We start from the raw sequence: 24,406 nt of genomic DNA, 5'->3' as shown, positions 1-24,406 counted from the left end.
TGTGTAATCAGTGTATGAATAAGCTCTCACCTCCCTACTTCAATCTCTCCAATAAATCCGTGAAATCACTGTTTTGACAAATGACCAATAAAAAAACTATTGTTGGGCTAATTGTGATCGCGGTTTGGACAACATGGCTAATCCTACTCACTCCCAGTCAAGCTTTCACTCATCTAATCAACCATTGGCAAATCGCCATAACCATGATGTTTGGTTCCATGATTGCAGGCGGAACCAGTCTCGGTGGCGGCGCAGTGGCATTTCCAGTCTTTACCAAACTCCTGCATATTTCCCCCCACGACGCCAGAATATTTTCCCTGGCAATTCAAAGCGTTGGCATGAGTGCGGCGACAATCGCCATTTGCTTCACCCGAATTCGCGTCGAGTGGCGGATAATCTTTTGGGGAAGTCTAGGCGGTTTCCTCGGCATTTTTCTCGGTGCTGGTTTTCTCGCCCCGATTATACCTGCACCTGTGCTGAAAATGGTATTCACAGCAATTCTCACCAGTTTCGCCGTTACCTTATTTACCCTAAATCAAGGAATCAGAACCTGCCATTTAACCCTTCCTATCTGGACAATTAAAGAACAAAGTGTCTTATTCATCGCCGGATTCCTAGGCGGAATCATGAGTGGTTTAGTCGGCAATGGCATCGACATCTTTACCTTTTCCGTCATGGTACTCCTATTTCGCCTCAGTGAAAAAGTCGCAACACCAACCTCTGTTATTCTCATGGCGATTAATGCCATAGCTGGATTTGCTCTACAGGTTTTCGTCTTCAACGACTTTACCAATCCAGCACAGAGTTATTGGCTAGCTGCCATTCCCGTCGTTGTCGTTGGCGCTCCCCTCGGTGCCATGTTTTGCAGTCGCTTACATCGTCAAACCATTGCCAATACTTTGATTGGACTCATCGTTATTGAGATGGTTTCCTCGATTCTGCTGATTCCCTTAAGTCCAATTGTCATTTATTCGAGCTTCATCTCACTGATTATCTTCTCAGCCCTGAATTATTGGATGTATCGTACCCAACGATATGAATTACCCAACTCCTCTGCTCATTTGTAAACATTATGGCGAAATCTGTAAAAATATAATTGAAGAAAAGTTCAAATCGCTCAATCCCTTGATGAGTAAGTGTTTTTCTTCACTATTGCCTATGACATCCTCACCACGCCAAAGTGCAAAGAGCATAACACAGGTGTCAGAATAGACTCCAACTCTGATTACCCCCCATGTAGTTGAAGAGAATAAAAGGAAACCCCACAAGATAGTGGGCAACTACAGGACCAGAAATACTTCTGAACTTCCAGTAATTTTTTCCCCATAACCAGCCCAACAGCCAGGTTCCAGCAACGATTAAAACACTACGAAAGTAAATGTGAGAGAACGCAAAAAGACTGGCAGAGCAAAGTATCACAGCTCTCTCATGAGAGCCAATTATTTTTTCTAAAATCAGGAAAGCGAATCCTCTCCATACCAGCTCTTGAAATACCGACATGCCAAAATACCAGCCATAGTAACCGAACTCTAGATACAGAGAACGAGGGTAACCGAAAAACCAAGGGAGCAAAGCCAAAAATATCCAACCTAACAGAAGTAGGGACAAAGTAGAGGGCAGTATCTCGCGTACTGATGAAAGCTCTAGCGAAAGCCCTAGTTTATGTGGAGCAACTCTGTTGATAGACACATAGATCATCATGACGACTGTTGGAAAGCCGCCTAGAGTGAGAAAGAAAAACTGTCTGGTCAAAAAATCTGAATAGAGCAGCAGAGAGGGCATGACAAAAGCAATGAACAATAGCCAGATTTCTGGTTTCAATACTTTTATTTGTTGTAGCCATCTGAGTTTAGACACAAGTAATCCCTCCAGCAAGCGATCGCTGACCTATCTTTTTCTATTAGCTTCGCCGTATCTTTAGCGCCTCTGTCCCCCTGCTAGATTAGCTTGCCCCTAATCCAAACCCAATTTAATCATAAGTTGCTGATGAGAACTATTTTTACTAGAGCGACGTTTAAATTTTTGCTTCAACTTGCCATCAGAAATATCTTTTAGGATTAGCGCCTCCAAATCTCTAGTAGGGACACGACATGTCGTGTCCCTACAGATAGGGCATTTTGAATAGGGGGATACCTAACGCGCTGCTTTAGCTCTAGATGTCTCCTGCGGCATACTCTCCAGACTGAGGGGTACCATATCGCCGTTAAACGTTAGTCCTAATAACATGGGTTCCTGGGGTTGAATAAACTTGCCCGTGAGTACACACCGCTCTTCTTGCTGGGCGGTAGCTCGAATGCTGGCTCTGATATCGTAGACGGAAAAGTTGGGTCGATAATCCCCCGACTTATGCTGGACATAGTTCCAGAGGATATCTCGAATCAGAGCTTGATAGCCTTGGTTGCCTGAGAGATCCTTGAGCTTCTCCTTTAACTCCCTCTCCAAGCGGATGCTGGTGACTTCCATGTCAGTGGTTGAAGTCTTAGGAATGGCACGTATCATGTTTTTTTCCTCAATAATGTGGACAGGTTCGTAATACAAGTGTAGTATTTAAAAAGCAGTATTGAAACAAATTACCTCCTGTGAGCATTCATTTATCCCTCTCCACCACTTGCTCTGATACCAGTCGCCTCGGCGATTGGCAGTCAGCAGGTTTGTCGGTGGAGTTTTTTATTGGGGATGGATATCGCCGGATAGAACAGGGTACAGTCCAAATTGAAACCCTCTTTAATTCTGACGCCGAGCATTTAACAACCATCAATCCAAAACTGGATCACAACAGCGGGAGGTACAGGCGCATCCAAGCCGTACCGATATAGGACAAGAAAACCATACCGTTTTTCAAATCCCCCGCTCTGACTCAAACAGCAGCGGGGTTTCTTATACCAAGGAGTAAAAAGCGTGACGAGTGTAACTGACGGATTAAGGCGTTCAGTGGTGGTGTTCTCCAAGAACTACCTACCCCTCAGTCGAGTCAACATGAAGCGGGCGGTGACGCTTTTGGTTACGGGGAAAGCTGAACCGTTAGATTGGTTGAGTGATCAAGGATATCCGGTGCATTCACCCAGCTTAGTCTTACTGGTTCCCGAACAGATTCGCTTGACCAAAGCCAATAGCGATCGCGTCTGGAAAGTCCCGCCCGTAAATCGCCGTGAAGTCTTGCGTCGGGATAAGCATTGTTGCCAATACTGTGGTAGCCCAAAACGGCTCACCCTCGACCATGTTATCCCCCGCTCTAAGGGCGGAAACCATCGTTGGGACAATGTAGTTACTGCCTGCGAACGGTGCAATAGTCGAAAAGGCGATCGCACGCCTGAGCAAGCGGGAATGACGCTACTCACCCAGCCCAAAGCGCCTATGCATCCCACTGTGGCATTTGCCGAACAGTTCTGGCGCCAACAGCACGTCCACCTGGAATAATAGGAGATATCAGGTCATGCTGAAACTTACCTACACCGAAAATAGCTTTTACCTAGAGCGTCTAGCGGGGTCTCTAGAGGAATGGGTGACGGCACGAGTCATGTTGGCTCTACGAGCCGCGTCCAGCCTCTGGGTCGAATCTAGCACCGCCTCGTTTTTACTGCCTGTGGATATGCCTCACTTGGCTGACTTAGAAAAGGCGGTTCGGCAACAAATAATCGATGAGATTTCTCTGTCGATTTGCGATGCTGATTATATCGAAGTCACCCTGAAAGGCACTTGGATGACATCTAATCCCCAGGGTGAAGAGGGTGTCTTTGTGGTCAAGCTGAGCGATCGCACCGAGTTCTTTCTCTGCAAACTGTGGCAGGAGTCTCAAACTTATGCCTCTGTTACCAATGAATAAGCGAGGGCGCACTACTGACAGTGCGCCTTTTCTGTATACGTCTTTTTCGGCTAAAGTGAGGCTGATAACCTTGCCAAATAAATAGAGTCATGAATACCAAGGTACTACTCCCATTCTTAATCACCACCTTGCTGGTGAGTGGATCGGCAACACCGGGAATCGGGCGGGCTGAACCCTCGATTCAAGTTGCCCAATCCATCTGGAAACCCTTCTCCTCAGCCGAAGGCAATTTCACTGTCTTAATGCCCGGTACACCTCGCCAAGAACAGGACACAATCAACACTGAATTAGCTCCACTGGACTTGAAGGCATTTACTGTTGAACGTCCCAACGAAGCGAACTATTTGGTGGCTTACTTTGATTTACCGGGGGATTTTAGCACTATGATCCAAACTTCGGGTCAAATCAATGAGTTTTTAACCGGAGTAGTGCTGGGATTATCCGAAAGTATGGCGGGTCAACTATTAAATCAGCAAGCGATTAATTTAAATAATTATTCTGGCAAAGCATTTAGAATGCAGCACTCTGAAGGTGTTGTTGGTAGATATCGGCTTTATTTAGTCAATCAACGGGTCTATTTATTAGGAGTCGGTACGTCCAAAGAAAAATACTTGCAAAAGAGTATTCAGGGCTTTTTTAATTCCTTCCGACTCGCGGGAGGAGCCACCGGAACAGTTACTCCGGAAGGTGCTACCGGAACAGTTAGTCCCCCTTCAGCTAACCTCAATGCCCAATTGCGACAAGCTGTCTGTACTCAAAGCTGGTCACAAGCGATTAATGTGATCAATCGGATGATCGGTCAGATTGACTCCCAAGAGGTTCGGCAACAGTTACTTGATTATAAACAAAAATTGCAAGGATTTGCCAGTTCCGATTCAGTAGTTCCCGCTAGTGAGTTACCCGATTGTTCGCCGGGAAATGGGGGTAATTAGGGGTTGCTGAATAAGTTTTGTGGTGGGGTTATAGAGCAGGGGGAGCAGAGGGAGCAGAGGGAGCAATGTAGAGACGTGCCATGGCACGTCTGGGAGCAGAGGGAGCAGAGAACAGAATGAACAAGAAACGATCAACAAAATTTACTCCAGGTTCAACTGATTGATCACGCTCTGAATAATTACCTCTGGAGATTGGGAAGCGTCAATGTGGATAGCTTCAGAGGGAGTCGGTTCTTCTAAGGTTTCAAACTGACTGCGTAGCAGGCTTTCCTTCATAAAGTGGTGCTGGCGATGTTTAAGCCGCTCATAAATGAGTTCAAAGCTACCTTTTAGGTAAATAAACTGGGCTTGTGAATCTTGAAGATGTAAAACTTGACGATAACTTGACTTAAGCGCTGAACAGGCTAATACTGTATTTTTACCTGCCATTATCCACTGATCCATTGCTGATCGCATCGCCTCTAACCAAGGTTGTCTGTGTTGATCGTTGAGGGGTATTGCCTGTTTCATTTTCTCTTTTGCGGCTTGAGTATGAAAGTCATCAGCATCCCGAAATTGCCATTCTAAGCGTTGAGCTAAGGCTTGACCTACTCTAGATTTGCCAGAGCCAGAAACTCCCATTACAACTATAATCATTTCTCAATTTATAATGATTGAGGGTAACTATATTTTTATCCTACAAATTAGGTGATTATGGTCATCTTTGGAAAGGGTTTAAGTAGGTTGGTGGAAATAAACTGAACTAGATTAAGTCATGTAAACAAGCCTCAAACCCTTACTGTTCCCTGTTCCCTGTGACACACCGAGCGTGTTACCGAGCGAAGCCGAGGTAAGTCGAGGTGTTCCCTGTTCCCTAATCTCAACCGTTAACTTTAATTGTGTCCACCCACTTATTGTTATGGGGAATGGGCGCATCGCTATGCGCCCCTACTGGGTTGGATATCCAGTCTTTCCCATTCCCTGATTTCAATCACCAGAATAGCACCCTGAATCGTGGTGATTTTCCTAACGTGTTGGAGTCGCATAGTTAACCCCAAGGATCATGTTCTTCGCCAATCATCCGATTCGCGATCGCTCTCCATACATACGCCAAACCTGTTCGGGATAAGAGGTTAGTCTGAGCGATGATATAGTCAGCCAGATGACTGGTGGCGGATATGACAATTAACCCCGATTCTTGATCCAGTAACCGTTCTACCAGTTCCGCTTTTTCCTCTGTTGATAGGGTATTCGCTGCTTGCCAAACGGTATCTACAGGACTAGATTGATTGTTCATTGGTATTATGTCGCGTTCATACATCGTTTTACTGTTCCTCATATAACTAGGAAGATTATAGGAATCATACCAGTTCAACGAAACCGTGGATCTACTGAGAACTTATAGTTATCGGTGAGAGCATACTGTATAATCTACGGAATTACCCCGACTTAATCGGTAAACTGACGATAAACTCTGAACCTTGACCCAATTCTGAAATTACCTTTATTTTCCCCTGATGTTTCTCAATAATCTGATAGGATATAGCCAAACCCATCCCTGTTCCTTGTCCAACGGGCTTGGTAGTGAAAAAGGGGTCGAATATTGTAGGTTTTATGTTTGGAGGAATCCCCGAACCTGTATCCTGAATTGTGATTTCGACCTGATTAGAATTAACGTGCTGGGTTTGAATTAAAATCTGTCGTTTCGCCAAACCTGATTCAACATTCAGTTCATCGATGGCATTGTTGATAATATTCATGAACACTTGATTAAGTTGTGCTGGATAGCACTCAATTAAAGGGATTTGTCCATACTGCTTGATCACTTTAATATTCTGAGTCAGACGAGAATTTAAAATTAAAAGTGTATTATCAATTCCTTCGTGAAGATCAACTCGTTTCATTTCGGCTTCATCAAGGCGAGAGAAGTTTCGCAAGGATAAAATGATTTGGCGAATGCGTTCGCTTCCCACTTGCATGGAGTTCATAATTTTGGGTAAATCTTCACGAATAAATTGCAAATCTATGTCGTCAAGTTTCCGTTGAATCTCCGCTGAAGGCTGGGGATACTGCTGCTGATAGAGATGTAAGAGTTCGAGAAGATCATGGGTATAATCTTGGACATACGTCAGATTGCCATAAATAAAATTAACCGGATTATTGATTTCATGGGCAAGTCCAGCTACCATACGTCCTAAACTAGACATCTTTTCACTTTGAATCAGTTGCACTTGGGCTTGTTGTAAGTCCCGAATTTGTGTAGCGACTCGTTGAATAAGATGATTCAGAGATGTGGCTAATACGCCAATTTCATCTTCAGTCATGACGGGGGCTTGCAGGTCAAAATTACCATCCTGAGTGGCTTGTTCGGCGACGCGGGTTACGGATTGAATTGGACGTGCGATCGCGCGACTGGTATAGATGGCTAAAACAGCGGCAATTCCTATCGATAGCATCATACTCCCCGCAATGATGCTAGCCCGTAATATCTTGGCTTCTTTAAATTTCGCCTTTGCCTGCTGTTGTTGAATTTCAGTTAAGCGAACAATTTTGTCTAAATTAGCGGAAATTGTTTCAAATTGGGGAATTAATTCCTCCTTCAAGTTTGTCAGCAAAAATGACTTAATGGTTTGAGCCTGAGTAATCGTAATCGTTTCCGAATTAATTTTTTCTAAAAGAGAGCGGACAGTTTGATGATATATATTTAAATCCCGATCGCAATCATTCAACAGGGCTTGAGACTGGACAGTGGAACTGGAATAACCGATGGGTAATTTGCGATTATTATTTAAATGGGATTGTAATTTTGATAATTGACTATTAGCTTTGATTAGATTTTCATTTAATTCAATAACATTTTCAACTTTGATAGTTTGATTTAAGGACAAATATCTTAACCGTTCTTGGTATAATTTAATACCAAAAAATGATTTTTCTAAATCCTCCATAAGATCCAGGCGTTCCTGGGTAATTTCTAATGACTCTCTGGCGCGATCATCATAATGTTCTCCCACGATTAATCCTGTCGCTGTTCCAAAGACAGCAATACTCACCGCTAAAAAATAGCCAGAACCAATTTTTTGATGAATACTCCAACGACGGCTGATATGATTGATCCAGACTCCAGGATTAACAAACAGACGAAAGCGACGCGATGACGGGGAAGGAGTCGCGACATTTGGATGGTTAGAAAAAATACCCGATTCTGAGTGATGCATAAGGCAAATGCGATACTGTCATGGTTTTACTATAGACAAAGCACCCTTTGCCTTTCCAAGGTAAAATTTTTAGATGTCAATCCTGTGAATCTGGTGTTTCAGTCATTCGTCATTTGTCATTCGTCATTTGTCATTCGTCGTTTGCTTCCCCATCTCCCCCATCTCCCCTATCTCCCTCATCTCCCCTATCTTCCCCATCTCCCTCATCTCCCCTATCTCCCCCATCTCCCTCGTCTCCCTCATCTCCCCCTGTTCCCTGTTCCCTAAAACTAAACCGCCAAAAAGCGCTGAATCACCTGCTGACTCAATTCGCTAGTTGAACCTGATGCGACAATACCTCCCTTTTGCATCGCGTAGTACCAATCCGCTTGTCGCACAAAATGCAGATGCTGTTCCACCAGCAGCACAGAAATGCCTGTAGACTTGACAATCTGGCGGATAGCGGCTTCAATTTCTAGGATAATCGAAGGTTGAATTCCTTCGGTGGGTTCATCCAACACCAGTAATCGAGGTTTCCCCATTAACGCCCGCGCGATCGCAAGTTGTTGCTGTTGTCCTCCACTTAAATCTCCGCCCATGCGAGATAGCATGGATTCTAACACGGGGAATAAGCTGAAAATCTCTTCAGGAATCTCGGCTTTGTTCCCTCTACCCCGACGACAGGCTTCTAACCCCAGCAACAGATTTTCTTTTACCGTTAAGCGCGGAATAATCTCCCGCCCTTGGGGAACATAACCAATGCCTAATTTTGCCCGTTGATCAGGGGATTTATGGGTAATCGGTTGCTCGGCGAAGGTAATTGTACCTGTTCGAGGTTTGAGCAACCCCATAATCGTTTTCAATAATGTTGTTTTGCCTACGCCATTACGTCCAATCAGGCAAACCATTTGTCCGACGGGTACACTTAAATCTACATCCCGCAGGATGTGACTTTCGCCATAGTAAACATTCACATCCCTAATTTGCAGCATTAGCTGAGTTGAGGATTGATGATCGATTTTAGATATTACTTGGTCAGTTTGATTCATAGCTAGAAGCTTTGGATTAGTATTCTTAGTTTAGTGCAGCATCGCTCAAAAATTGTTGAGGAGTGCCAAGTTGAGGTACTGTTTTAGGTTGGAGCTAACATAAGTAAAAGTTTTAATTTCCCAGTTTAAGTTATAATTTTATAAATATAATATAATGAGATTTTGATCCGGCAGCAGCGCTCCCTAGCAAAGCCTAATTTGACATTTTTGTCAAATTACCCCTATCTGTGACATTAGTCTAAAGCCCAATATTTTAGAGGTACTGAAGAAGCGGAAATTTCAAAAAAGATCCGCTGGATCAGCTTGATACAGTCTACGCATAGCAATTAAGCCAGATATAGAACACATCACTATTGTTAAAATCATCACGAGTAAAGCGCGGTCGGACTGCATCTCAATAGGTAGAAATGTAGCTCTCTGTGTTAAATCGTACAATCCTAAAGAGAGAGAAAATCCTGGAATGTAACCCAAAATAGACAAGATAATTGCTTCTTGAAAAACCACTAATTGCAAATATAAATTTTTATATCCCATGGCTTTTAATGTTGAATATTCTGCTAAATGACTGGAAACATCTGTATAAAGAATTTGATAAACGATGACCGTCCCTACAATAAATCCCATTCCGACGCCTAAAGTGAAGATAAAACCAATTGATGTACTTGTTTTCCAGTAGTTTTTTTCAAAATCAACAAAGCCCTGCTTGGTCATTATTTTAACATCGTTAGGCAAGCTATTTTCTATTTTTTTTATAACGTCTTCTGCATTTGCATGAGGTTTAAGCTGAATAACTCCAATGTCAATTTCTCCTAATTTTCGGTAAGCAGAAAATAAACGGAGAAAATTTGAGTCATTCACGATCACATTTCCATCAGCTCCAAAAGAAGGTCCTAAGGTAAACAGACCAATGACGTTGACTCTTTTTCCACTTAACTCCGTAGTCATGGATTTTCTCTGCTCGAATACTTTAGCAATAGGTCCATATTCGGCGCGAGAAGCTCGATCAAACAAAATATTTTCCTTGAGTTGAAGTTTATCTAGGTTCTGACTAACTTCAGGAAGTTTAAAGACTGAAGTGCCTAGCTCAAAGCCATAAACATAGATGGCTCTATAATTTCCATTATAAGGATTTTTCCAGTCGGCAAAGCCAACATATATTGGAGCAATTTCTTCAATCTCATCGAAGCTTAAAATTTGATATAAACGACGCCAAGAAAAGGTTCTCATATAACCGAGAGACTTAGAACGAGTACTGATTAAAATTAAGTCTCCTTGCAAATTTTGATGAAATCGTGTGGCGCTATCATAGAGGGCGGCTTGAAATCCCAATTGCATAAACATGAGAATCACAGCAAAAGCAATGCCTGCTAAAGCAATAAGCAGGCGAATTTTTTCTCGTCTAAGTTGCAGCCAGGCTAGAGGTATATTAAGCATTATTTTATGAAAGTATGAATGATGACGATTATTAGTAAATTATTTTTAACGGTAATTTAGATGTGAATTATCACATTAACTTGCAAATTAGTAAAAGCAGAAACTTTTTGACTAGATTTGGGATATAGACTAATTTTTACTTCAACAATTCTCGAATTTACGTCTGCTGTTGGATCGGTGCTTAAAACATCTTGGGGATTAACCTGTAGACCGATTTGAGTGACGGTTCCGTAAAGTTTACCGGAAAAGGCATTGCTAGTAATAGTCGCTTTTTGACCCGTTCGTACTTTGCTAACATCTAATTCATAAACTTCTGCAACTACATTCATTTGCTGGGTTTGTCCTAAAGCAACAATCCCTTTACTGCTAACTACTTCTCCAGGTCTCGTATTAATTTTTAAGATTTGTCCGTCTAGAGGCGCTCGGATATAAGCTAGATCTAAATCTGCTTTAGTTTTAGTAACATTAGCGATCGCCCTGTCAATTTCAGCTTGAGCCGCCTGCACATCAGTAGGACGGATCTCAGCAATCTGGTTCAGGGTTGCTTGGGCTGCCTTGATTTGCTCTTGAAAAGTCGCTTCAATCCGGTTTCGATTAACTTTAGCCTCATTTAGCTGCTCTTGAACAATTGTCATTGTAAGCTGCTTATTATCTAATTGGGAGGCTGTAACTGCACCATTTTGGAATAACTGGCGATAACGTTGATATTCTGTTTGACTGTTGTTCAATTCCGCCTCTAAACGCGCAATTATTTTATCTTGGGCGCTAAGTTGCCCCTGCAATTCAAGTTCTAAACGCGCAATAGTTGCTTTTTGAGCTTCAAGTTCTCCTGTTTTTGCTCCAGCTTTTACTGTAGCAAGATTGGCTTGGGCAACTTTGACTTGTTCTTGAGCCAATTGCAGAGCCGCTTTTAAGTTTTCATGGTTATCTAGAATAGCGATTACTTGCCCTGTTTTAACTTTGTCGCCTTCTTTCACTAGAAGTTTAGCCACTCGACTTGCTCCTAATCCATTAAGAGCAGTAGGAGCAGATAAGTAAATGACTTCTCCTTCTGGTCTTAAATATCCTAAAGCGGAAACAGCTCTAATTGAGGGAGTGACTTTGGCAAGAGTTGATGAGGAGACTGAAGAACTGCGTTGGATGTGAAAGACATAGTAGAGAGCGGCTCCGCTAAAGACTAGAGCGGCGATAACTGCGGCAATGATAGTCCATCGTCCTGATGGTTTCAAAAGTGGTTTAGTTTCTGAGATCAAGTCAGGCTTCATAAGTCGTTGACTGAGTTTCCATCTTTAATTAACCCTCTTTTGTCAGTTTTTGGAAATTACGCTCGTCGTCAAACACTGAAACTATCCTGACATAAAAATTTGATGAGATGCTGCGTGGGGTGTTTTAATTGATTAGGGGGACTTTTAAACTACCCCCAATCCTGTGGTATTGTACTTCTGCCCTGTCGGACGGAGGTTCCGACAGGGTGAAAATCTCCCGTGCTTTTCTGGAATATCTGACCCGATCCCCTGGGCTATGATGCTTGAATGGGTAAAGTCAAACTTAGACAGCAACGAAGTTTTGAGCCGTGAGAGTATTAGCTTCTACATCTGAGAGTATGGCTATGGGAACGGCAATGGGGGGTAAGAAAGGTATGGTCTGACGGGCAACAGAGATAATAGTGTTGTTTGCTTGTTGGGAAATTCCGAGCTGTCCAAAAGACAAACCACCTTTTAATCCCAAAAGATCTTTGCCCACTTCAAAATCGAGAATGGTGTTAACATCATTGGGAATAATTCCTCCTCCAAAATCAGTGAGTACAAACAAATCGCTACCTGTGCCGCCTTTGAGTGTATTTAGACCGCTGCCTCCGTCTAAGATATCATCACCTTTACCACCGTCGAGTTCGTCGTTGCCATCACCACCGTCAAGATCATCATTTCCGGCTTTTCCTAGTAAGATATCGTCGCCTCCGTCACCCCAGAGAATATCTACATTGGCTCCGCCGTCTATGGTGTCATTGCCAGTGCCGCCAAAAAGTTGATCCTTACCTTCTTGACCGAAAAGTCGATCGTTACCTGCTTCACCGAAGAGGCGATCGTCGCCTGCACCACCATCTAATTCGTCGAGGTCATCGCCACCAAAAAGTTGGTCATTTCCTGCTTCACCAAAGAGTACATCCCTTCCTTGTTCACCGAAGAGTTCGTCATTTCCTAATCCACCGAACAGGAAATCGTCGCCTAGTTGACCATTAAGTGAATCATCTCCAGCTTCGCCAGCAATTTTATCATCGCCTCCTAATCCAGAGATTTTGTTATTGAATATGTTACCCCAGAGGATATCTCCAAAGGTTGATCCTTCGAGGTTTTCAATATCAATCAGCCAGTCTCCTCTTGCATCGCCAGAACTACCTGTACCAGTGGTTAAACTTACCTCTACCCCGATATCTGAAGTAGAATAGGACGCTGTGTCGCGGCCAAACAACCCACCGACAAGAATATCGGCTCCCTTGCCTCCATTCAATACATCATCGCCACCATGACCGTCCAAGAAGTCATTACCCGCTCCACCGATAAGAGTGTCATCACCTCCACCTCCTAGTGCAGTATCATCACCTTCACCACTATTCAACACATCATTGCCATCATGACCGTCTAAGAAGTCATTGCCTGCTCCGCCTGTAACGGTATCGTTACCTCCACCTGCTGAGACCTTGTCATCACCTGCGCCTGCGGTAATAACGTTGCCTACTGAGTCACCTGTGAGCGTGTCATTAAATGAGGAACCAATGATGTTCTCGATGCCGAACAGAAGGTCATTGCCACCAAAACCATCTTGAGCAGTACCAACTCCCGGAATAAATAGAAGACCCAAAGTGACTGTAACTCCCCCCGGATCTTGAGCGTAAGTCACTGTGTCGATACCATCATCGCCTGAGATGACATCGTTGCCGGCACCACCTGATAGTGTGTCGTTACCCGTGGGACCTAAATCAATAATGAGTGGATCTCCGTCAGGTAACGATATTGAAAAGCCTTCTGGAACTAAATAGTCGCCAATAATTATATCGTCTCCATCTCCGCCATTGATGATGTCATCATCAGCGCTACCGATGAGAGAATCATTACCCTCATCGCCATTAATCGTATCATTACCTCGATCGCCAATTGCAATGTCGTCACCAGCTCCCCCAGAGATGAAGTCGTTACCCTCGTTGCCAGTGCCGCCGATACGGAGGTTGAAATTGACTAGGTCTCCGATGTTGATGGGGATAGTAGTCTGATAGCCGAGTAAGTAGTCGCCGCTCAGGATATCGTTGCCATCGCCACCAAAAAGACTGTCATTAGCTCCGCCACCAATGATGATGTCATTGCCTCCCTGACCATCGATAAAGTCATTACCGTCAATTCCCTCTTCGTTAACAGCAACACCATCCCCAAAAAGGATGTCGTTACCAGTGTCACCTAAAAGAGTGTCGTTGCCCCCAAAACCAAATATAAAGTCATTAGCGGTGTTAGGCAGTTCTATAGTTTCTCTTCTTAGGCATATACCAAAGGGACCTTCCAGGACACAAACTGTTATTCTTCTCGGAGTACCTCCTCGATCCCCCTGGAGAAAATCTGCGCTATTCCCAGATCCACCCACGTATACATCAGGGGAATCGCTAATTTGAATGCCCTTGAATCTATTTTTTACTAATTCATCGCGTAAAGTCATAGCTAAAACTCCTAAAAATTTGAGTTGGAATAATTGAACAACTAGAAACTAATCAATACATACACGTTAGAAACGTTTACTTTTGAATAGTTGCCTTCATCAAACTACTACCTTATTCGTGAAATGCAAAACTTTAGTATCTTCTCTGAAATAATCCCAGAAGCAGCAAATAAAAGAATACCTATTGCTAACGATGGTTCTGGTACTTGGGTTGGAGGAGGCACATAAGGTACATAAGGATTCGGATTTACACCCCCAGAGATAGAAAGATTCAGAAAAAAATCATCAAGAAGAGCAGCTATTTCCTCATCAGTGAATAAAGGTGAACCTCTATTAGAAGGAGGCAGGGGGATTTCTGGAGGAATTGGCTGCGAAGGGTTACCAAAGGCTTCAATACTTCCAGACGCTATATCAAGCTTCGCTATCCAAGCATCAAAAGACCCAGCATTAAGGTTTCCCAAAGAGCCATCCGTGATTCCTGTAACGTAGAGATTGCCAACATCATCAAAGGCGATGTCGTAGGCTTGTTCCAACTGAGGAGTCCCAAACTGCTGAATCCAGGCTTGCTCTCCACTGCTATCAAATTTCGCTACCCAAGCATCATAAGAGCCGCTATTGATTGCTCCTAAACTATCATTTGTGTAGCCTGCCAAGAAAATATTATCATTTGAATCAATCTTTAAGCTAAAAACTTCGTCATCCCCAGAAGTTCCAAACTGTTGAGTCCATAATTGATTTCCTTGGTTGTCATATTTAGCTATCCAGGCATCATAAGATCCAGCGTTGATTCCTCCAAGATTTCCGAGAGTATATCCACCTAAATAGATATCACCTTGGCTATCGGTATCTACTCCCCAAGCCCATTCATAATCCTCAGTGCCAAACTGCCTAATCCACTCTAGCTGACCATTTGTGTCGTGTTTAGTCAGCCAAACATCATAAAGCCCAGCGTTAGGACTGGCTAAGTTGCTTGTTGTAAATCCTGTAGAGTAAACATTGCCATCTTGATCGACAGCATTACTATAATTTTCATCAAACTCGCTGCCGTCTTCAAGTATTCCTAATTGTTGAAACCAAAGCTGGTTACCATTGGAATCATATTTAGCTACCCAGAAGTCTGTTGAAACAGGAAGTACCGCTCCTTCTGGGTTAAAACTATCAGTTACACCTGACAAATAAACATTGCCATCAGCATCAATATCGAGACTGTTACCGGAAGTAGGACGACCAGTTATCCCATTAATCTTTTGAATCCACTGTTGATTGCCATCAGAGTCAAACTTAGCGAACCACCCATCTGATATTCCTTCCCCTCTTTCGCCTCCTAAATCACCCTCTGTTAATCCAGTTAAATACAAGTCACCTGTATTGTCAGTTGCTATTGAAATCACAAAATCAGTTTCGGAACTGCCAAACTGATTAGTCCACAATAATTCGCCTGCACTGTCGTATTTACTTAACCAAACATCGCGAAGTCCGGAATTCAAATCTCCCAAAGATCCAGTTGTTACCCCTGCTACATAAAGATTATTTGAGGCATCTACAGCCACAGTATTAGAGAAGTCAAAACCAGAAGTTCCTATCTGTTGAACTTGTTTTACAGTAGGTCCATCGGGGGGAGTATAACCTGAAAACTGAAAATAATCAGCACCTAGATCTAGGTCGAATGCAGGCAAGACTCCAATAACATCGGGTAAATAGGTGAAATCTGGAAATATTGTTCTTGGCGACCAAATCGCAGTTCCAAACGTAAAATTTGTTAGCTGGTAGTCTGATGGAGTGCCGTATAGCTGAATGGAATCCAGACTCGAGTTAAAGTCCGCAATCAGTGCAAAATTGTTTAGTCCAATGTCCTCTAGCTCTGTAACAAAGAAATTATCGGTTGCATAATAGGCTCGATTCCAATCTCCTAAAATAAAAGAGTCACTCCAATCACGAGGAACCGGATCTACTAGTAGAGGAATTTCAAAATCTCCTAAAAGAACATCTATTATTGGGTTTTCTCTATCAAAGCTGATAGGTAAATAACCCAAAACGGTATCGTTTCCTGTGCGACCCCAGACAATTTGATTCGGTCTAAAGCCAGCAGCAATATCGCTACCGGGAGAATAAGTTTGAGGTAATGGGGCTGATAGTTCCACTTTAGCTTTCCTAATAAAAATATAGTCGGTTCAGTTTGGAGTTTTTGTTTTGAAAAATTTACAATGGCTAACTATTCCCTGAGTTATCAGCTACTGAAGTACTAACAAGTAGCTGCTGAAACTTAAACCCACCTCGAAAGATCAGGTCAGACAAAACCCGTCGTCCCCTGTTAGTAAACAGCAACTCATAGACTGATGGCTGTGGAGCCTCTGGGTAGAGCTTCTCCCAATTCTCTAAGTCAGAACGACTCAGAAACAAATCGTCACAGCGATACAGGTTTATTAAAAATCCTGCTTTCTCTAGAAGAGCAAAGATTTCTCCTTGGGTATATTTGTGAAGATGATAAGGATCAAAATGCCGCGTTTCACCCAGCGGCACTGACAGTAAAAATTCACCTTTTGGAGCTAAAGAACGACGAATACGTTCGAGAAATTTTTCTGGATAGCGGAGATGCTCTAGGGTTTCAAACGAAACTACGACATCAAATGGTTCTGGGTATTCAAACTGCTCTGCGTCACTACAAACAAAGTCTATTCCAGATGCAGAGTAATGTTGCTGGGCATATTGTATTGTATCTGGACATACATCAACTCCCACCACTTTGCTAGCTCCAGCGAGATGTAGTATCTGACTTCCGTATCCTGCACCGCACGCAATGTCCAAAACCCTTTTTTCTCTGACGTAGCGCCCCGCAATTTTATAGTGGTGAAAATTGATCTCAACAATCTTTCGACTTGCCGGATCACTCGCCATTTTGTCAGGAACTAGTCGTTCTCCCAGTCCCCATGTTGAGGGGATGCTTACCTTTACCTGAAGGTTGTTTAGGTCTTCGGTTGATGCAGCAGTGGAGCTACTTGTAACTTGCTGTTCTCTAGAGATATTATGTTTTTGTGTCATCGTTTATCTACCATATATATATTTAACTTAATTCAATAATTGCTGATAGTAATCATTTAGATTTTGGCATCCTTGAGAGAGAGAGAACTGCTTTGCATCCTGTAATGCCTGCTGAATCATTTGTGTATTGTCGCTTGATAAAGCTTTGTGAATACCAAGAGTTAATCCTTCAACATCGTTACTTGGAACAAGATATCCATTAACACCATGAATTATGTACTCAGATACCGCGCCGCTATCGACAGTTACCACGGGAATCCCTGAAGCCATTGCTTCCACCACTGTTCGCCCAAAAGTTTCGTAAGGAGAAGGACTACAAAATACATCACACGAAGCTAATACATTAGCCTTTGTTTCTCCAACCAGAAAACCTGTGAAATGGATGTCGTCAACTCTTTCAGCAAGACGTCTGAGTTGGTTAACAACTTCAACAGGTCCATCTCCGGCAATGAGAAGAGAATAATTGGATTGTTGGCTTTTTAGCCTTGCAAATGCTTCGATGAGTAAATCGACTCGTTTCTCGAAGCCAAGACGACCTAAGAATAGCAAAATTTTGTTATCTTTTTCCTGAAGACTCAACCATGGTTCTAACCATTTGCGGTGACGCCGCTTAGGACTATAAGTGGAAACATCAATTCCTAAAAACGGAATTGTCTGAACCTTGTCAATCCCCAGTTCTTTACAACTTTGACTAGCAGCCGTACTAGAACATATTGTCATGTTGATATTACCATATAAATAACTTACTAGCTGAGAACTACGAACAAGATTTCGCAACCATTGCCAACCTGGATAAGCCGCTGAAAAATTATAAAGATCTGTATGGTATTCCGCTAAGTAGGGAATATGATGCTCTCTTGCATAACGCTGACCTGGCAATTGCCACGTACTTAATAAGAAAAAGCGCTCTACGTCTGTCACAACAATCAAGTCAGGTTTGTAATCAGCTAACTTTTTATTGATTTCGTGGGCTGCACGAAACCTAGGAACATGAGTCAGTTTGTAGGGAACCCAAGGTTTTGAGGGATAGCGTTCAATAATCAATTTTCCCTCTAAGTCTGATAATCCTAATAAATCATTGAACTGTTTTTGCCAATTGGGTGCAAATACAACCACACGATACATTCCTTGCTGGGCAAACCATTGGGCACGCTCCCAGTTGAAGTGAGAAACGCCGCTTACGTCTGGAGGAAAACCAGTTACCAAAAAAGCTAGAGTGTAGATTTTAAGGGGCTTCATCGATTTCAAGCCTCATCACTATTTAAATGGCTATCAGACCCGCTGTTTAGGAGCATCTAAGAAGCCGCTACGATTGAAATAAGAAAAATAGGTGTTCAGCAATTGAAAATCTACGCGAGGGCAAGTTATAAAACTATCGGCAAGTCCAGCAACTGTCTCCTCACAGTTGAGTTTTACTCTTCTTTGACCAAGCCCCGCAAACGTTAGTTTCTCGTCCGACCATCTTCGCAAGAAGAATGGTAAAAGACTACTTAAAGTATTCTCTTTTGAACCTACTGTTCCGATAAGTTCGGCTTCCCATTCTTCATAAGGCAGTTTCCGGATAGGATAGCCTAACTCGTTAATCCAATTTGTTACTTCACTCCAGCTAGAGGCATTCGGATTATTTAAGTGAAACGCCTTGCCTAGCAACTCTTTTTTTTGCGATAGATAGACAATTGCCCGACTAACATAATCCACTGGAACTAACGTGACACCACAATTCATATCCGGTATACTTCCCATTTGAATACAGCCTTTGATAAATCGGCAGGTAAAGTCCTCAGTCTTCCAAATACCACTTTGGCTATCTCCAGCAATTAAAGGCGGTCTGTAGATAGAAACTGGAAGCCCTCTGTTACGGGCAAGAGTGACTAATTTTTCTGCTACCCACTTACTTTGGGTATAACCGAGGTCAATTCCTTCAGTGTGACTAATTGGCTCTGACTCTTTGATCTCCTTTCCGTAATAGACAGATGAATCAAATACAGCATCAGTAGAAACATAGTGGAGGGGTTTAACTTTAGATTGGCAAGCCAACCTCAGTATTTCTTGCGTCCCCAGCACGTTCGTTGGCTTCAAAACCGAATAAGGGTAGACAAAGTTTAAAATTGCTCCATTGTGATAAATAACGTCAATTTGCTCAGCTAGTTTTTCAAACTGTTCTGCTGAAAGTCCCAATCGGGGTTGAGATAGATCGCCAACTACAGGAATAATTCTATAGCTTAATTGCCCCTTTAATAAAGAGTATTTTTGTAAACTTTCATGAATCTTTTGCAATCCTGAATCAGGATCAGCAGCACGAACTAAACAATAAAGCTTTGCGTCTGTTTTTCCCAGGAGTTCTTTAAGTAAAAATGCTCCCAAAAATCCCGTTGCGCCAGTCAAAAGAATTGAATTTATTTCGGTCAGCTTAACATTTGCTTTTGCTTTGTCTGGATCGATTGAATCCTCTAGGACAGCCTCGTGGTTGAGGTTTAAGTCGTTCTCTATAACTGACGATGCAGAGACATCGGGTGTAAGTTGCTTAAGCAATAGCTTGGCTAGCTTGTCAATATTATGTGCCTGCAAAATCTCTAGCATCGATAATTTTGCCTGTAACTGAGACTGAACTAATTCAACCAACTCAAGCGCCATCAGTGAATCCATACCCATCTCAAAAAGACCTTGCTGCGGAGAGGGCTGTTGAGATGACTCAAGCCTCAATACCTTGACCACTAGACTTTGAAGGTAAGCCACCAGGAGAGGATAGTAATCTTGTACCGAAGCTGCATCCAATTGCTGTAAAATCTCCGATCGCGGCTCTGAATGCTGTTGCTCGGTGGCTTCGCGTACTTCAATTTGTTCTAACAGCGATCGTTTGCCTCGGGTTTCGTAGATGCTTTTGAATCGAGTCCAATCAACATTAGCCACGGTTGTGTGAACGCAGCCTGTTTCAAGTAGATATCCCAGTGCCGCGATCGCCTGCTCTGGCTGCAAGACTTCCATACCCATCCGAGTCATCCACGTCTGGAATTCTTCCACAGCCATGCCGCCACCTGCCCACGGACCCCAGTTCGCGCTCAAAGCTGGTAGTCCCAATCCTTGACGATAGCAAGCTACCATATCAAGGAAATGATTGGCTGCTGCATAATGCGCTTGTCCCTTAGACCCCCACACCGACGAAATTGAGGAGAAGTTAACGAAAAAGTCTAGCTTCATCCCTTGGGTTAGTTGATGTAGAATCCACGTCCCCGCTACCTTAGGACGAAGTACCGACTCAAAGGTGTTAAAGTCCATGTCCTTAATTGCTTCATATCCGGGAACGCCAGCGGCATGAACAATGCCTCGTAGGGGTGGCATTGATGCCTCAATTTCCTCAAGAATTCTGACCATATCCCCTTCCTCGGATACATCTGCCCGAGCAACTACAACCTTGGCTCCTGTCTGCTCCAGTTGGCTCAAGGTTTCCTGCACTGGGCTAGAAGCTCCACGACGGCTTGTGAGTACCAGTTGTCGGACACCCCGTTCCACCATCCAGTGAGCAACGTTTAGCCCCAAAGCTCCCAAACCTCCAGTAATCAGGTAGGTACCGTCTGACTGGAACGAGATCTCTTTGGCTTCTGGCAGTTGCTTCTTCACCAAGCGGGCTACATAACGGTTTCCATCGCGGAAGGCTAAATGATCTTCCCCTGGTGAATCCTGAATTTCGGCTAAAAGTGTTGTCGCTTCATCCTCAGTTGCTTCAGGCGCTAAATCAAGCATTCCGCCCCACAATTCCGGGTGTTCCAGAGCAACCACTTTGCCCAGCCCCCAAAGAGGCGCTTGAGCCACTCCTGGAAGCGATCGCCCGACTGGCACTGCACCCCGCGTCACTAACCACAACCGGGGGAAATGATTATGCTTAACTAAGGTTTGTAACAAATGGAGCGTGCTACCAACACCTAGAACTTGAGCCTGTTTTAGAGAGGAGATTGTCAGTTCCGAAGCAACTTGAGCCTGTAAACTCCAAAGGTGGATGACTCGCTGTAACGGGGAATTGAGGGTTTCTACAGCTTCTTGGAATAGACGCTCGAAGTCTGCTGGACTGGAAGGGTTGATGATCCATGTTCTACCTTCTCGGGTCTGATAAGCGTCCCCAGCATAGACCAGAATACAGGTGCAACCCTGTTTGTGCAGCCGTTTAGCTAGGGTTTGTCCAACACCTCCCCTATCAGCAAAAATCAACCAACTACCAGGTGTATGAAACCCGTTTTTCTCTTGGCTGGTCAACTGGCGCGGCTGGGACTGCCACTCTATCTCATAAAGCCAATCTTTGATGGATGCTGCCGTGAGTTGCTGTTGATTTGGCTGAACTAGTAGTTCCAGCAGCTTAGGCAGTAATTTCAACTCATTGTCTGATAGTTTTCCGGTCGTTTCTAAATGCTGAGCTAACTGTTTGGTATCGCCTTTGAGCAGAAGGTTAACGAGTGGACTCTGTGCCTTCTGTTGAGATAAGGACGCTGCTGTTTGATACCCATTTTCAGGAATATTTGCCCAATAGCGCTGTCGTTGAAATGGATAAGTTGGTAGTTGTCGGCGGCGACGGGAATAATCTCGGTCAAAGGCAGACCAATCTACTGCCACCCCGCGCACGTACAATGCGGCTAAACTTTGGAGTAGCTGTTGCCAATCCTCTCGTCCTGGATACAAGCTGGGGAGAAAAACGCCCACACCTTCTGGCAAGCAGTAGCGACCCATTCCCAATAACGTTGGTCGCGCTCCGATTTCCAGAAACACTTCATAACCCTGTTGGTAAAGCGTTTCCATGCCTGCGGCAAATCTTACTGTCTGTCGCACATGACGACACCAATACTCAGGGTTTGTTACCTCAGTCGTGGCGAGTTCGCCAGTGACGTTAGAAATTAACTTGATTTTTGGACAAGAATATGATATAAGTTTCGCGACTCGCTCAAAAGCGGTCAGCATTGGCTCCATCAAGGGGGAGTGGAAGGCATGGGAGACCGTTAACCTCTTCGTCTTGATTTCGTCAGCTTTCAGGGTAGCGATCGCAGCTTTAATTGCCTCACACTTCCCGGAAATCACGATATTCTGCGGTCCGTTAATGGCAGCAATTGAGACATCTTGGGCATAGGGTTGAATGGCTGCGGCTACTTGCGCCTCGCTGGCAAACACGGCTACCATCTCACCATCGTGAGGCAAAGCCTGCATCAGACGGGCGCGTTCAGCAATCAATTTCAGACCATCTTCCAGGCTGAATACCCCGGCAACACAGGCGGCGACATATTCTCCTACACTATGACCCATGACGACGGCGGGTTCTATACCCCAAGACTGCCATAACTGGAACAGAGCATATTCCAAGGCAAATAAAGCGGGTTGGGTATAGCCTGTCTCATCTAGAGGAGAACTCGTCCCTGGTTCGGGATAGAGGACTGACAGCAGGGGCTGCTCTAAATAGGAACGCAGAATTTCATCGCAGCGATCAAGGGCTTGGCGGAAAATAGGTTGGGTTTCGTAGAGTTGGCGTCCCATACCCACATACTGCGAACCCTGACCCGTGAAAAGGAAGGCTATTTTCTGGCGCTTCTTCGGTTGTACCTGACCACTCACTAATCCGGCAGTTTCCCGACCCGCAGCGAAAGCCTCTAATACCCCTTGCACCTGTGCGGTAGATTCAGTTACGACAGCAAGGCGATAGTCAAAATGCGATCGCCCCGTATTTGCCGTAAAGCAAACATCCGCCAGGGATATCTCAGGATGGGTCGCCAAGAAATCTGCATAACGTTGAGCCAATTCCCTCAAAGCCTTCTCACTTTTTGCCGAAATGCTAAGAAGGTGGAAGGGGCGATCGCCATTAAGGGAGTGTTGAGGTGTTGAAGCTCCGTTTGATGAAGTGATGGAGTTTTGCGCTAGTGGAGAGATTCTATTTGGAACTTTCCTCATCTCCTCAGAGGGGGCTTCTTCCAGGATCGCGTGGCAGTTGGTGCCACCGAAGCCAAAGGCGCTGATCCCAGCTAAACGGCTTTCTGTACCCGCCAACCAAGGTTGAGACTCGGTGGAAATGGAAAAAGTCGTCCCTTCCAAAGAAATTAGGGGATTTAGCTGCTTTAGGTGCAGGTGAGGTGGGATTTCCTTATGGTTGAGCGAAAGAACCACCTTGATTAAGCCAGCCATTCCAGAAGCGGCTTCCAAATGACCAATATTTGTCTTGACCGAACCCAGCCAACAGGGCTGGTCTGGCTCCCGACCCTGCATCAGCACAGCTTTTAAAGATTTAACTTCAATGGGGTCTCCTAGAGATGTGCCAGTACCGTGAGCCTCAACATAGCTAATCTGTGCGGGTGTCACTCCAGCATTTTCCAAGGCTTGACGGATGACCCTTTGCTGGGAAGGACTATTGGGGGCGGTGAGTCCATTGCTCAGACCATCTTGGTTAACTGCCGTGCCTTTGATGACTGCTAGAATATTGTCCTCATCCCCGAGGGCATCTGAGAGGCGCTTGAGGACGACGACACCGCATCCTTCCCCCCGGACATAACCATCCGCACTAGCGTCAAAGGTCTTACAGCGACCGTCAGCCGCCATCATCCGAGCATGAGAGTACGTGATAAACGGCTCCGGAGACAGCATCAGACTGACTCCACCAACTAAGCACAAATTGGACTCTTCCTGGAGCAAACTCCGACAGGCAAAATGCAACGCCACAAGAGAGGAAGAGCAGGCTGTTTCCATTAGCACACTTGGTCCGCGCAGGTTCAGAATGTAAGACAGGCGATTGGCGGCAATGGAGAGAGTGTTGCCAGTGCCATCGTAGGCATTTACGCGACTTATATCCTTGGCTAACAATCGACCATAGTCGTAGTTGCCGACTCCCATGAAAACCCCTGTCTGGCTACCAGCCAGCTTGTCCGGTGCTAGTCCGGCGTTTTCCAGGGCTTCCCAGGCTACTTCCAAAACCAGCCTTTGCTGGGGGTCCATTCGCTCCACCTCGCGGGGGGAAATCCCGAAGAAGCTGGGATCGAATTGATCGACCTGCTCTAAAAAGCCACCCCAGCGGGTACTCATTTTTCCGGGTGTACCGGGTTCCGGGTCATAGAAGGCGTCAATATCCCAACGATCTTCTGGCACTTGTGCGATCGCATCCACACCATTACGCAACAGCTGCCAGAAGGATTCGGGATCTTTTGCTCCGGGAAAACGACAACCTATACCAATAATTGCGATGGGTTCCACGGCCAAACCTCTAACTGTGAGTATTTCTGTTGATGTGCA

Annotated in this window: 17 protein-coding genes and 1 pseudogene; 5 read left to right on the top strand and 13 right to left on the bottom strand. The window is 44.4% G+C overall.

The features are described 5' to 3' along the window. The first annotated feature begins 80 nt into the window (after window positions 1–80). The gene (locus tag RIG66_RS25480) at window positions 81–1,067 is read left to right on the top strand and encodes a sulfite exporter TauE/SafE family protein (protein ID WP_446381587.1); all 987 of its coding nucleotides are present in this window, start codon (window positions 81–83) and stop codon (window positions 1,065–1,067) included. 136 nt (window positions 1,068–1,203) lie between these two features. On the opposite strand, the gene RIG66_RS25475 is transcribed toward RIG66_RS25480, so the two are convergent. Further along, complete coding sequence (locus tag RIG66_RS25475; RefSeq protein ID WP_446381585.1) at window positions 1,204–1,857, bottom strand: CPBP family intramembrane glutamic endopeptidase; 654 nt, start codon at window positions 1,855–1,857, stop codon at window positions 1,204–1,206. 276 nt (window positions 1,858–2,133) lie between these two features. Then, window positions 2,134–2,499 carry a hypothetical protein gene (locus tag RIG66_RS25470; protein WP_446381583.1) on the bottom strand — a complete coding sequence of 122 codons (366 nt, stop codon included), beginning with the start codon at window positions 2,497–2,499 and terminating at the stop codon, window positions 2,134–2,136. An 80-nt stretch (window positions 2,500–2,579) separates the two neighbouring features. On the opposite strand from RIG66_RS25470, the gene RIG66_RS25465 reads away from it, so the two are divergent. The 4 genes from RIG66_RS25465 to RIG66_RS25450 all read left to right on the top strand — a co-directional run bounded on the left by RIG66_RS25465 (window position 2,580) and on the right by RIG66_RS25450 (window position 4,755). Next, window positions 2,580–2,816 (top strand): hypothetical protein, encoded by a 237-nt coding sequence (locus tag RIG66_RS25465; RefSeq protein ID WP_446381581.1) that lies wholly within the window; start codon window positions 2,580–2,582, stop codon window positions 2,814–2,816. 82 nt (window positions 2,817–2,898) lie between these two features. Next, window positions 2,899–3,417, top strand: a complete 519-nt coding sequence (locus tag RIG66_RS25460) for an HNH endonuclease (RefSeq protein WP_446381579.1) — start codon at window positions 2,899–2,901, stop codon at window positions 3,415–3,417. Window positions 3,418–3,433: 16 nt separating this feature from the next. Further along, complete coding sequence (locus tag RIG66_RS25455) at window positions 3,434–3,823, top strand: alr0857 family protein (protein WP_446381577.1); 390 nt, start codon at window positions 3,434–3,436, stop codon at window positions 3,821–3,823. An 89-nt stretch (window positions 3,824–3,912) separates the two neighbouring features. After that, the gene (locus RIG66_RS25450) at window positions 3,913–4,755 is read left to right on the top strand and encodes a hypothetical protein (protein ID WP_446381575.1); all 843 of its coding nucleotides are present in this window, start codon (window positions 3,913–3,915) and stop codon (window positions 4,753–4,755) included. Window positions 4,756–4,896: 141 nt separating this feature from the next. Here RIG66_RS25450 and RIG66_RS25445 read toward each other — a convergent pair whose 3' ends face one another. The 11 genes and pseudogenes from RIG66_RS25445 to RIG66_RS25395 all read right to left on the bottom strand — a co-directional run. Then, the gene (locus RIG66_RS25445; protein WP_446381573.1) at window positions 4,897–5,391 is read right to left on the bottom strand and encodes a gluconokinase; all 495 of its coding nucleotides are present in this window, start codon (window positions 5,389–5,391) and stop codon (window positions 4,897–4,899) included. A 391-nt stretch (window positions 5,392–5,782) separates the two neighbouring features. Next, window positions 5,783–6,031: a hypothetical protein gene (locus RIG66_RS25440; protein ID WP_446381571.1), complete on the bottom strand. Its 249-nt coding sequence runs from the start codon at window positions 6,029–6,031 to the stop codon at window positions 5,783–5,785. A 142-nt stretch (window positions 6,032–6,173) separates the two neighbouring features. Next, complete coding sequence (locus RIG66_RS25435; RefSeq protein ID WP_446381570.1) at window positions 6,174–7,952, bottom strand: ATP-binding protein; 1,779 nt, start codon at window positions 7,950–7,952, stop codon at window positions 6,174–6,176. Between the two features lie 269 nt (window positions 7,953–8,221). Then, the gene (gene urtE, locus RIG66_RS25430; protein WP_446381863.1) at window positions 8,222–8,923 is read right to left on the bottom strand and encodes an urea ABC transporter ATP-binding subunit UrtE; all 702 of its coding nucleotides are present in this window, start codon (window positions 8,921–8,923) and stop codon (window positions 8,222–8,224) included. Between the two features lie 336 nt (window positions 8,924–9,259). Further along, window positions 9,260–10,414, bottom strand: coding sequence for an ABC transporter permease DevC (gene devC / locus RIG66_RS25425; RefSeq protein WP_446381568.1), 1,155 nt, complete (start codon window positions 10,412–10,414; stop codon window positions 9,260–9,262). Window positions 10,415–10,470: 56 nt separating this feature from the next. Then, on the bottom strand, window positions 10,471–11,679 hold the full coding sequence (locus RIG66_RS25420) for an ABC exporter membrane fusion protein (protein ID WP_446381566.1): 1,209 nt from the start codon (window positions 11,677–11,679) through the stop codon (window positions 10,471–10,473). A 283-nt stretch (window positions 11,680–11,962) separates the two neighbouring features. Then, on the bottom strand, window positions 11,963–14,116 hold the full coding sequence (locus RIG66_RS25415) for a calcium-binding protein (RefSeq protein WP_446381564.1): 2,154 nt from the start codon (window positions 14,114–14,116) through the stop codon (window positions 11,963–11,965). Between the two features lie 107 nt (window positions 14,117–14,223). Beyond that, complete coding sequence (locus RIG66_RS25410) at window positions 14,224–16,257, bottom strand: SBBP repeat-containing protein (RefSeq protein ID WP_446381562.1); 2,034 nt, start codon at window positions 16,255–16,257, stop codon at window positions 14,224–14,226. A gap of 67 nt (window positions 16,258–16,324) precedes the next feature. Further along, the gene (locus tag RIG66_RS25405; protein WP_446381561.1) at window positions 16,325–17,155 is read right to left on the bottom strand and encodes a class I SAM-dependent methyltransferase; all 831 of its coding nucleotides are present in this window, start codon (window positions 17,153–17,155) and stop codon (window positions 16,325–16,327) included. A gap of 27 nt (window positions 17,156–17,182) precedes the next feature. Continuing rightward, window positions 17,183–18,394, bottom strand: coding sequence for a glycosyltransferase (locus RIG66_RS25400; RefSeq protein WP_446381559.1), 1,212 nt, complete (start codon window positions 18,392–18,394; stop codon window positions 17,183–17,185). Window positions 18,395–18,427: 33 nt separating this feature from the next. After that, window positions 18,428–24,364, bottom strand: a pseudogene (locus RIG66_RS25395) (type I polyketide synthase); the annotation flags it as partial. Window positions 24,365–24,406: the final 42 nt, after the last annotated feature.

The sequence above is a fragment of the Coleofasciculus sp. E2-BRE-01 genome (assembly GCF_040221695.1).
Lineage (GTDB): Bacteria > Cyanobacteriota > Cyanobacteriia > Cyanobacteriales > Coleofasciculaceae > Coleofasciculus.
The sequence above is the reverse complement of the archived record's forward strand: the minus strand, read 5'-3'. Positions and strand labels throughout refer to the sequence as shown.

Bases quoted from the DNA above. Each gene is read 5' to 3' on its own strand.
- RIG66_RS25480 (WP_446381587.1), top strand. From the start codon at position 81: ATGACCAATAAAAAAACTATTGTTGGGCTAATTGTGATCGCGGTTTGG.
- RIG66_RS25470 (WP_446381583.1), bottom strand. From the start codon at position 2,499: ATGATACGTGCCATTCCTAAGACTTCAACCACTGACATGGAAGTCACC.
- RIG66_RS25455 (WP_446381577.1), top strand. From the start codon at position 3,434: ATGCTGAAACTTACCTACACCGAAAATAGCTTTTACCTAGAGCGTCTA.
- RIG66_RS25450 (WP_446381575.1), top strand. From the start codon at position 3,913: ATGAATACCAAGGTACTACTCCCATTCTTAATCACCACCTTGCTGGTG.
- RIG66_RS25445 (WP_446381573.1), bottom strand. From the start codon at position 5,391: ATGATTATAGTTGTAATGGGAGTTTCTGGCTCTGGCAAATCTAGAGTA.
- RIG66_RS25440 (WP_446381571.1), bottom strand. From the start codon at position 6,031: ATGAACAATCAATCTAGTCCTGTAGATACCGTTTGGCAAGCAGCGAAT.
- RIG66_RS25435 (WP_446381570.1), bottom strand. From the start codon at position 7,952: ATGCATCACTCAGAATCGGGTATTTTTTCTAACCATCCAAATGTCGCG.
- urtE (WP_446381863.1), bottom strand. From the start codon at position 8,923: ATGCTGCAAATTAGGGATGTGAATGTTTACTATGGCGAAAGTCACATC.
- devC (WP_446381568.1), bottom strand. From the start codon at position 10,414: ATGCTTAATATACCTCTAGCCTGGCTGCAACTTAGACGAGAAAAAATT.
- RIG66_RS25420 (WP_446381566.1), bottom strand. From the start codon at position 11,679: ATGAAGCCTGACTTGATCTCAGAAACTAAACCACTTTTGAAACCATCA.
- RIG66_RS25415 (WP_446381564.1), bottom strand. From the start codon at position 14,116: ATGACTTTACGCGATGAATTAGTAAAAAATAGATTCAAGGGCATTCAA.
- RIG66_RS25405 (WP_446381561.1), bottom strand. From the start codon at position 17,155: ATGACACAAAAACATAATATCTCTAGAGAACAGCAAGTTACAAGTAGC.
- RIG66_RS25400 (WP_446381559.1), bottom strand. From the start codon at position 18,394: ATGAAGCCCCTTAAAATCTACACTCTAGCTTTTTTGGTAACTGGTTTT.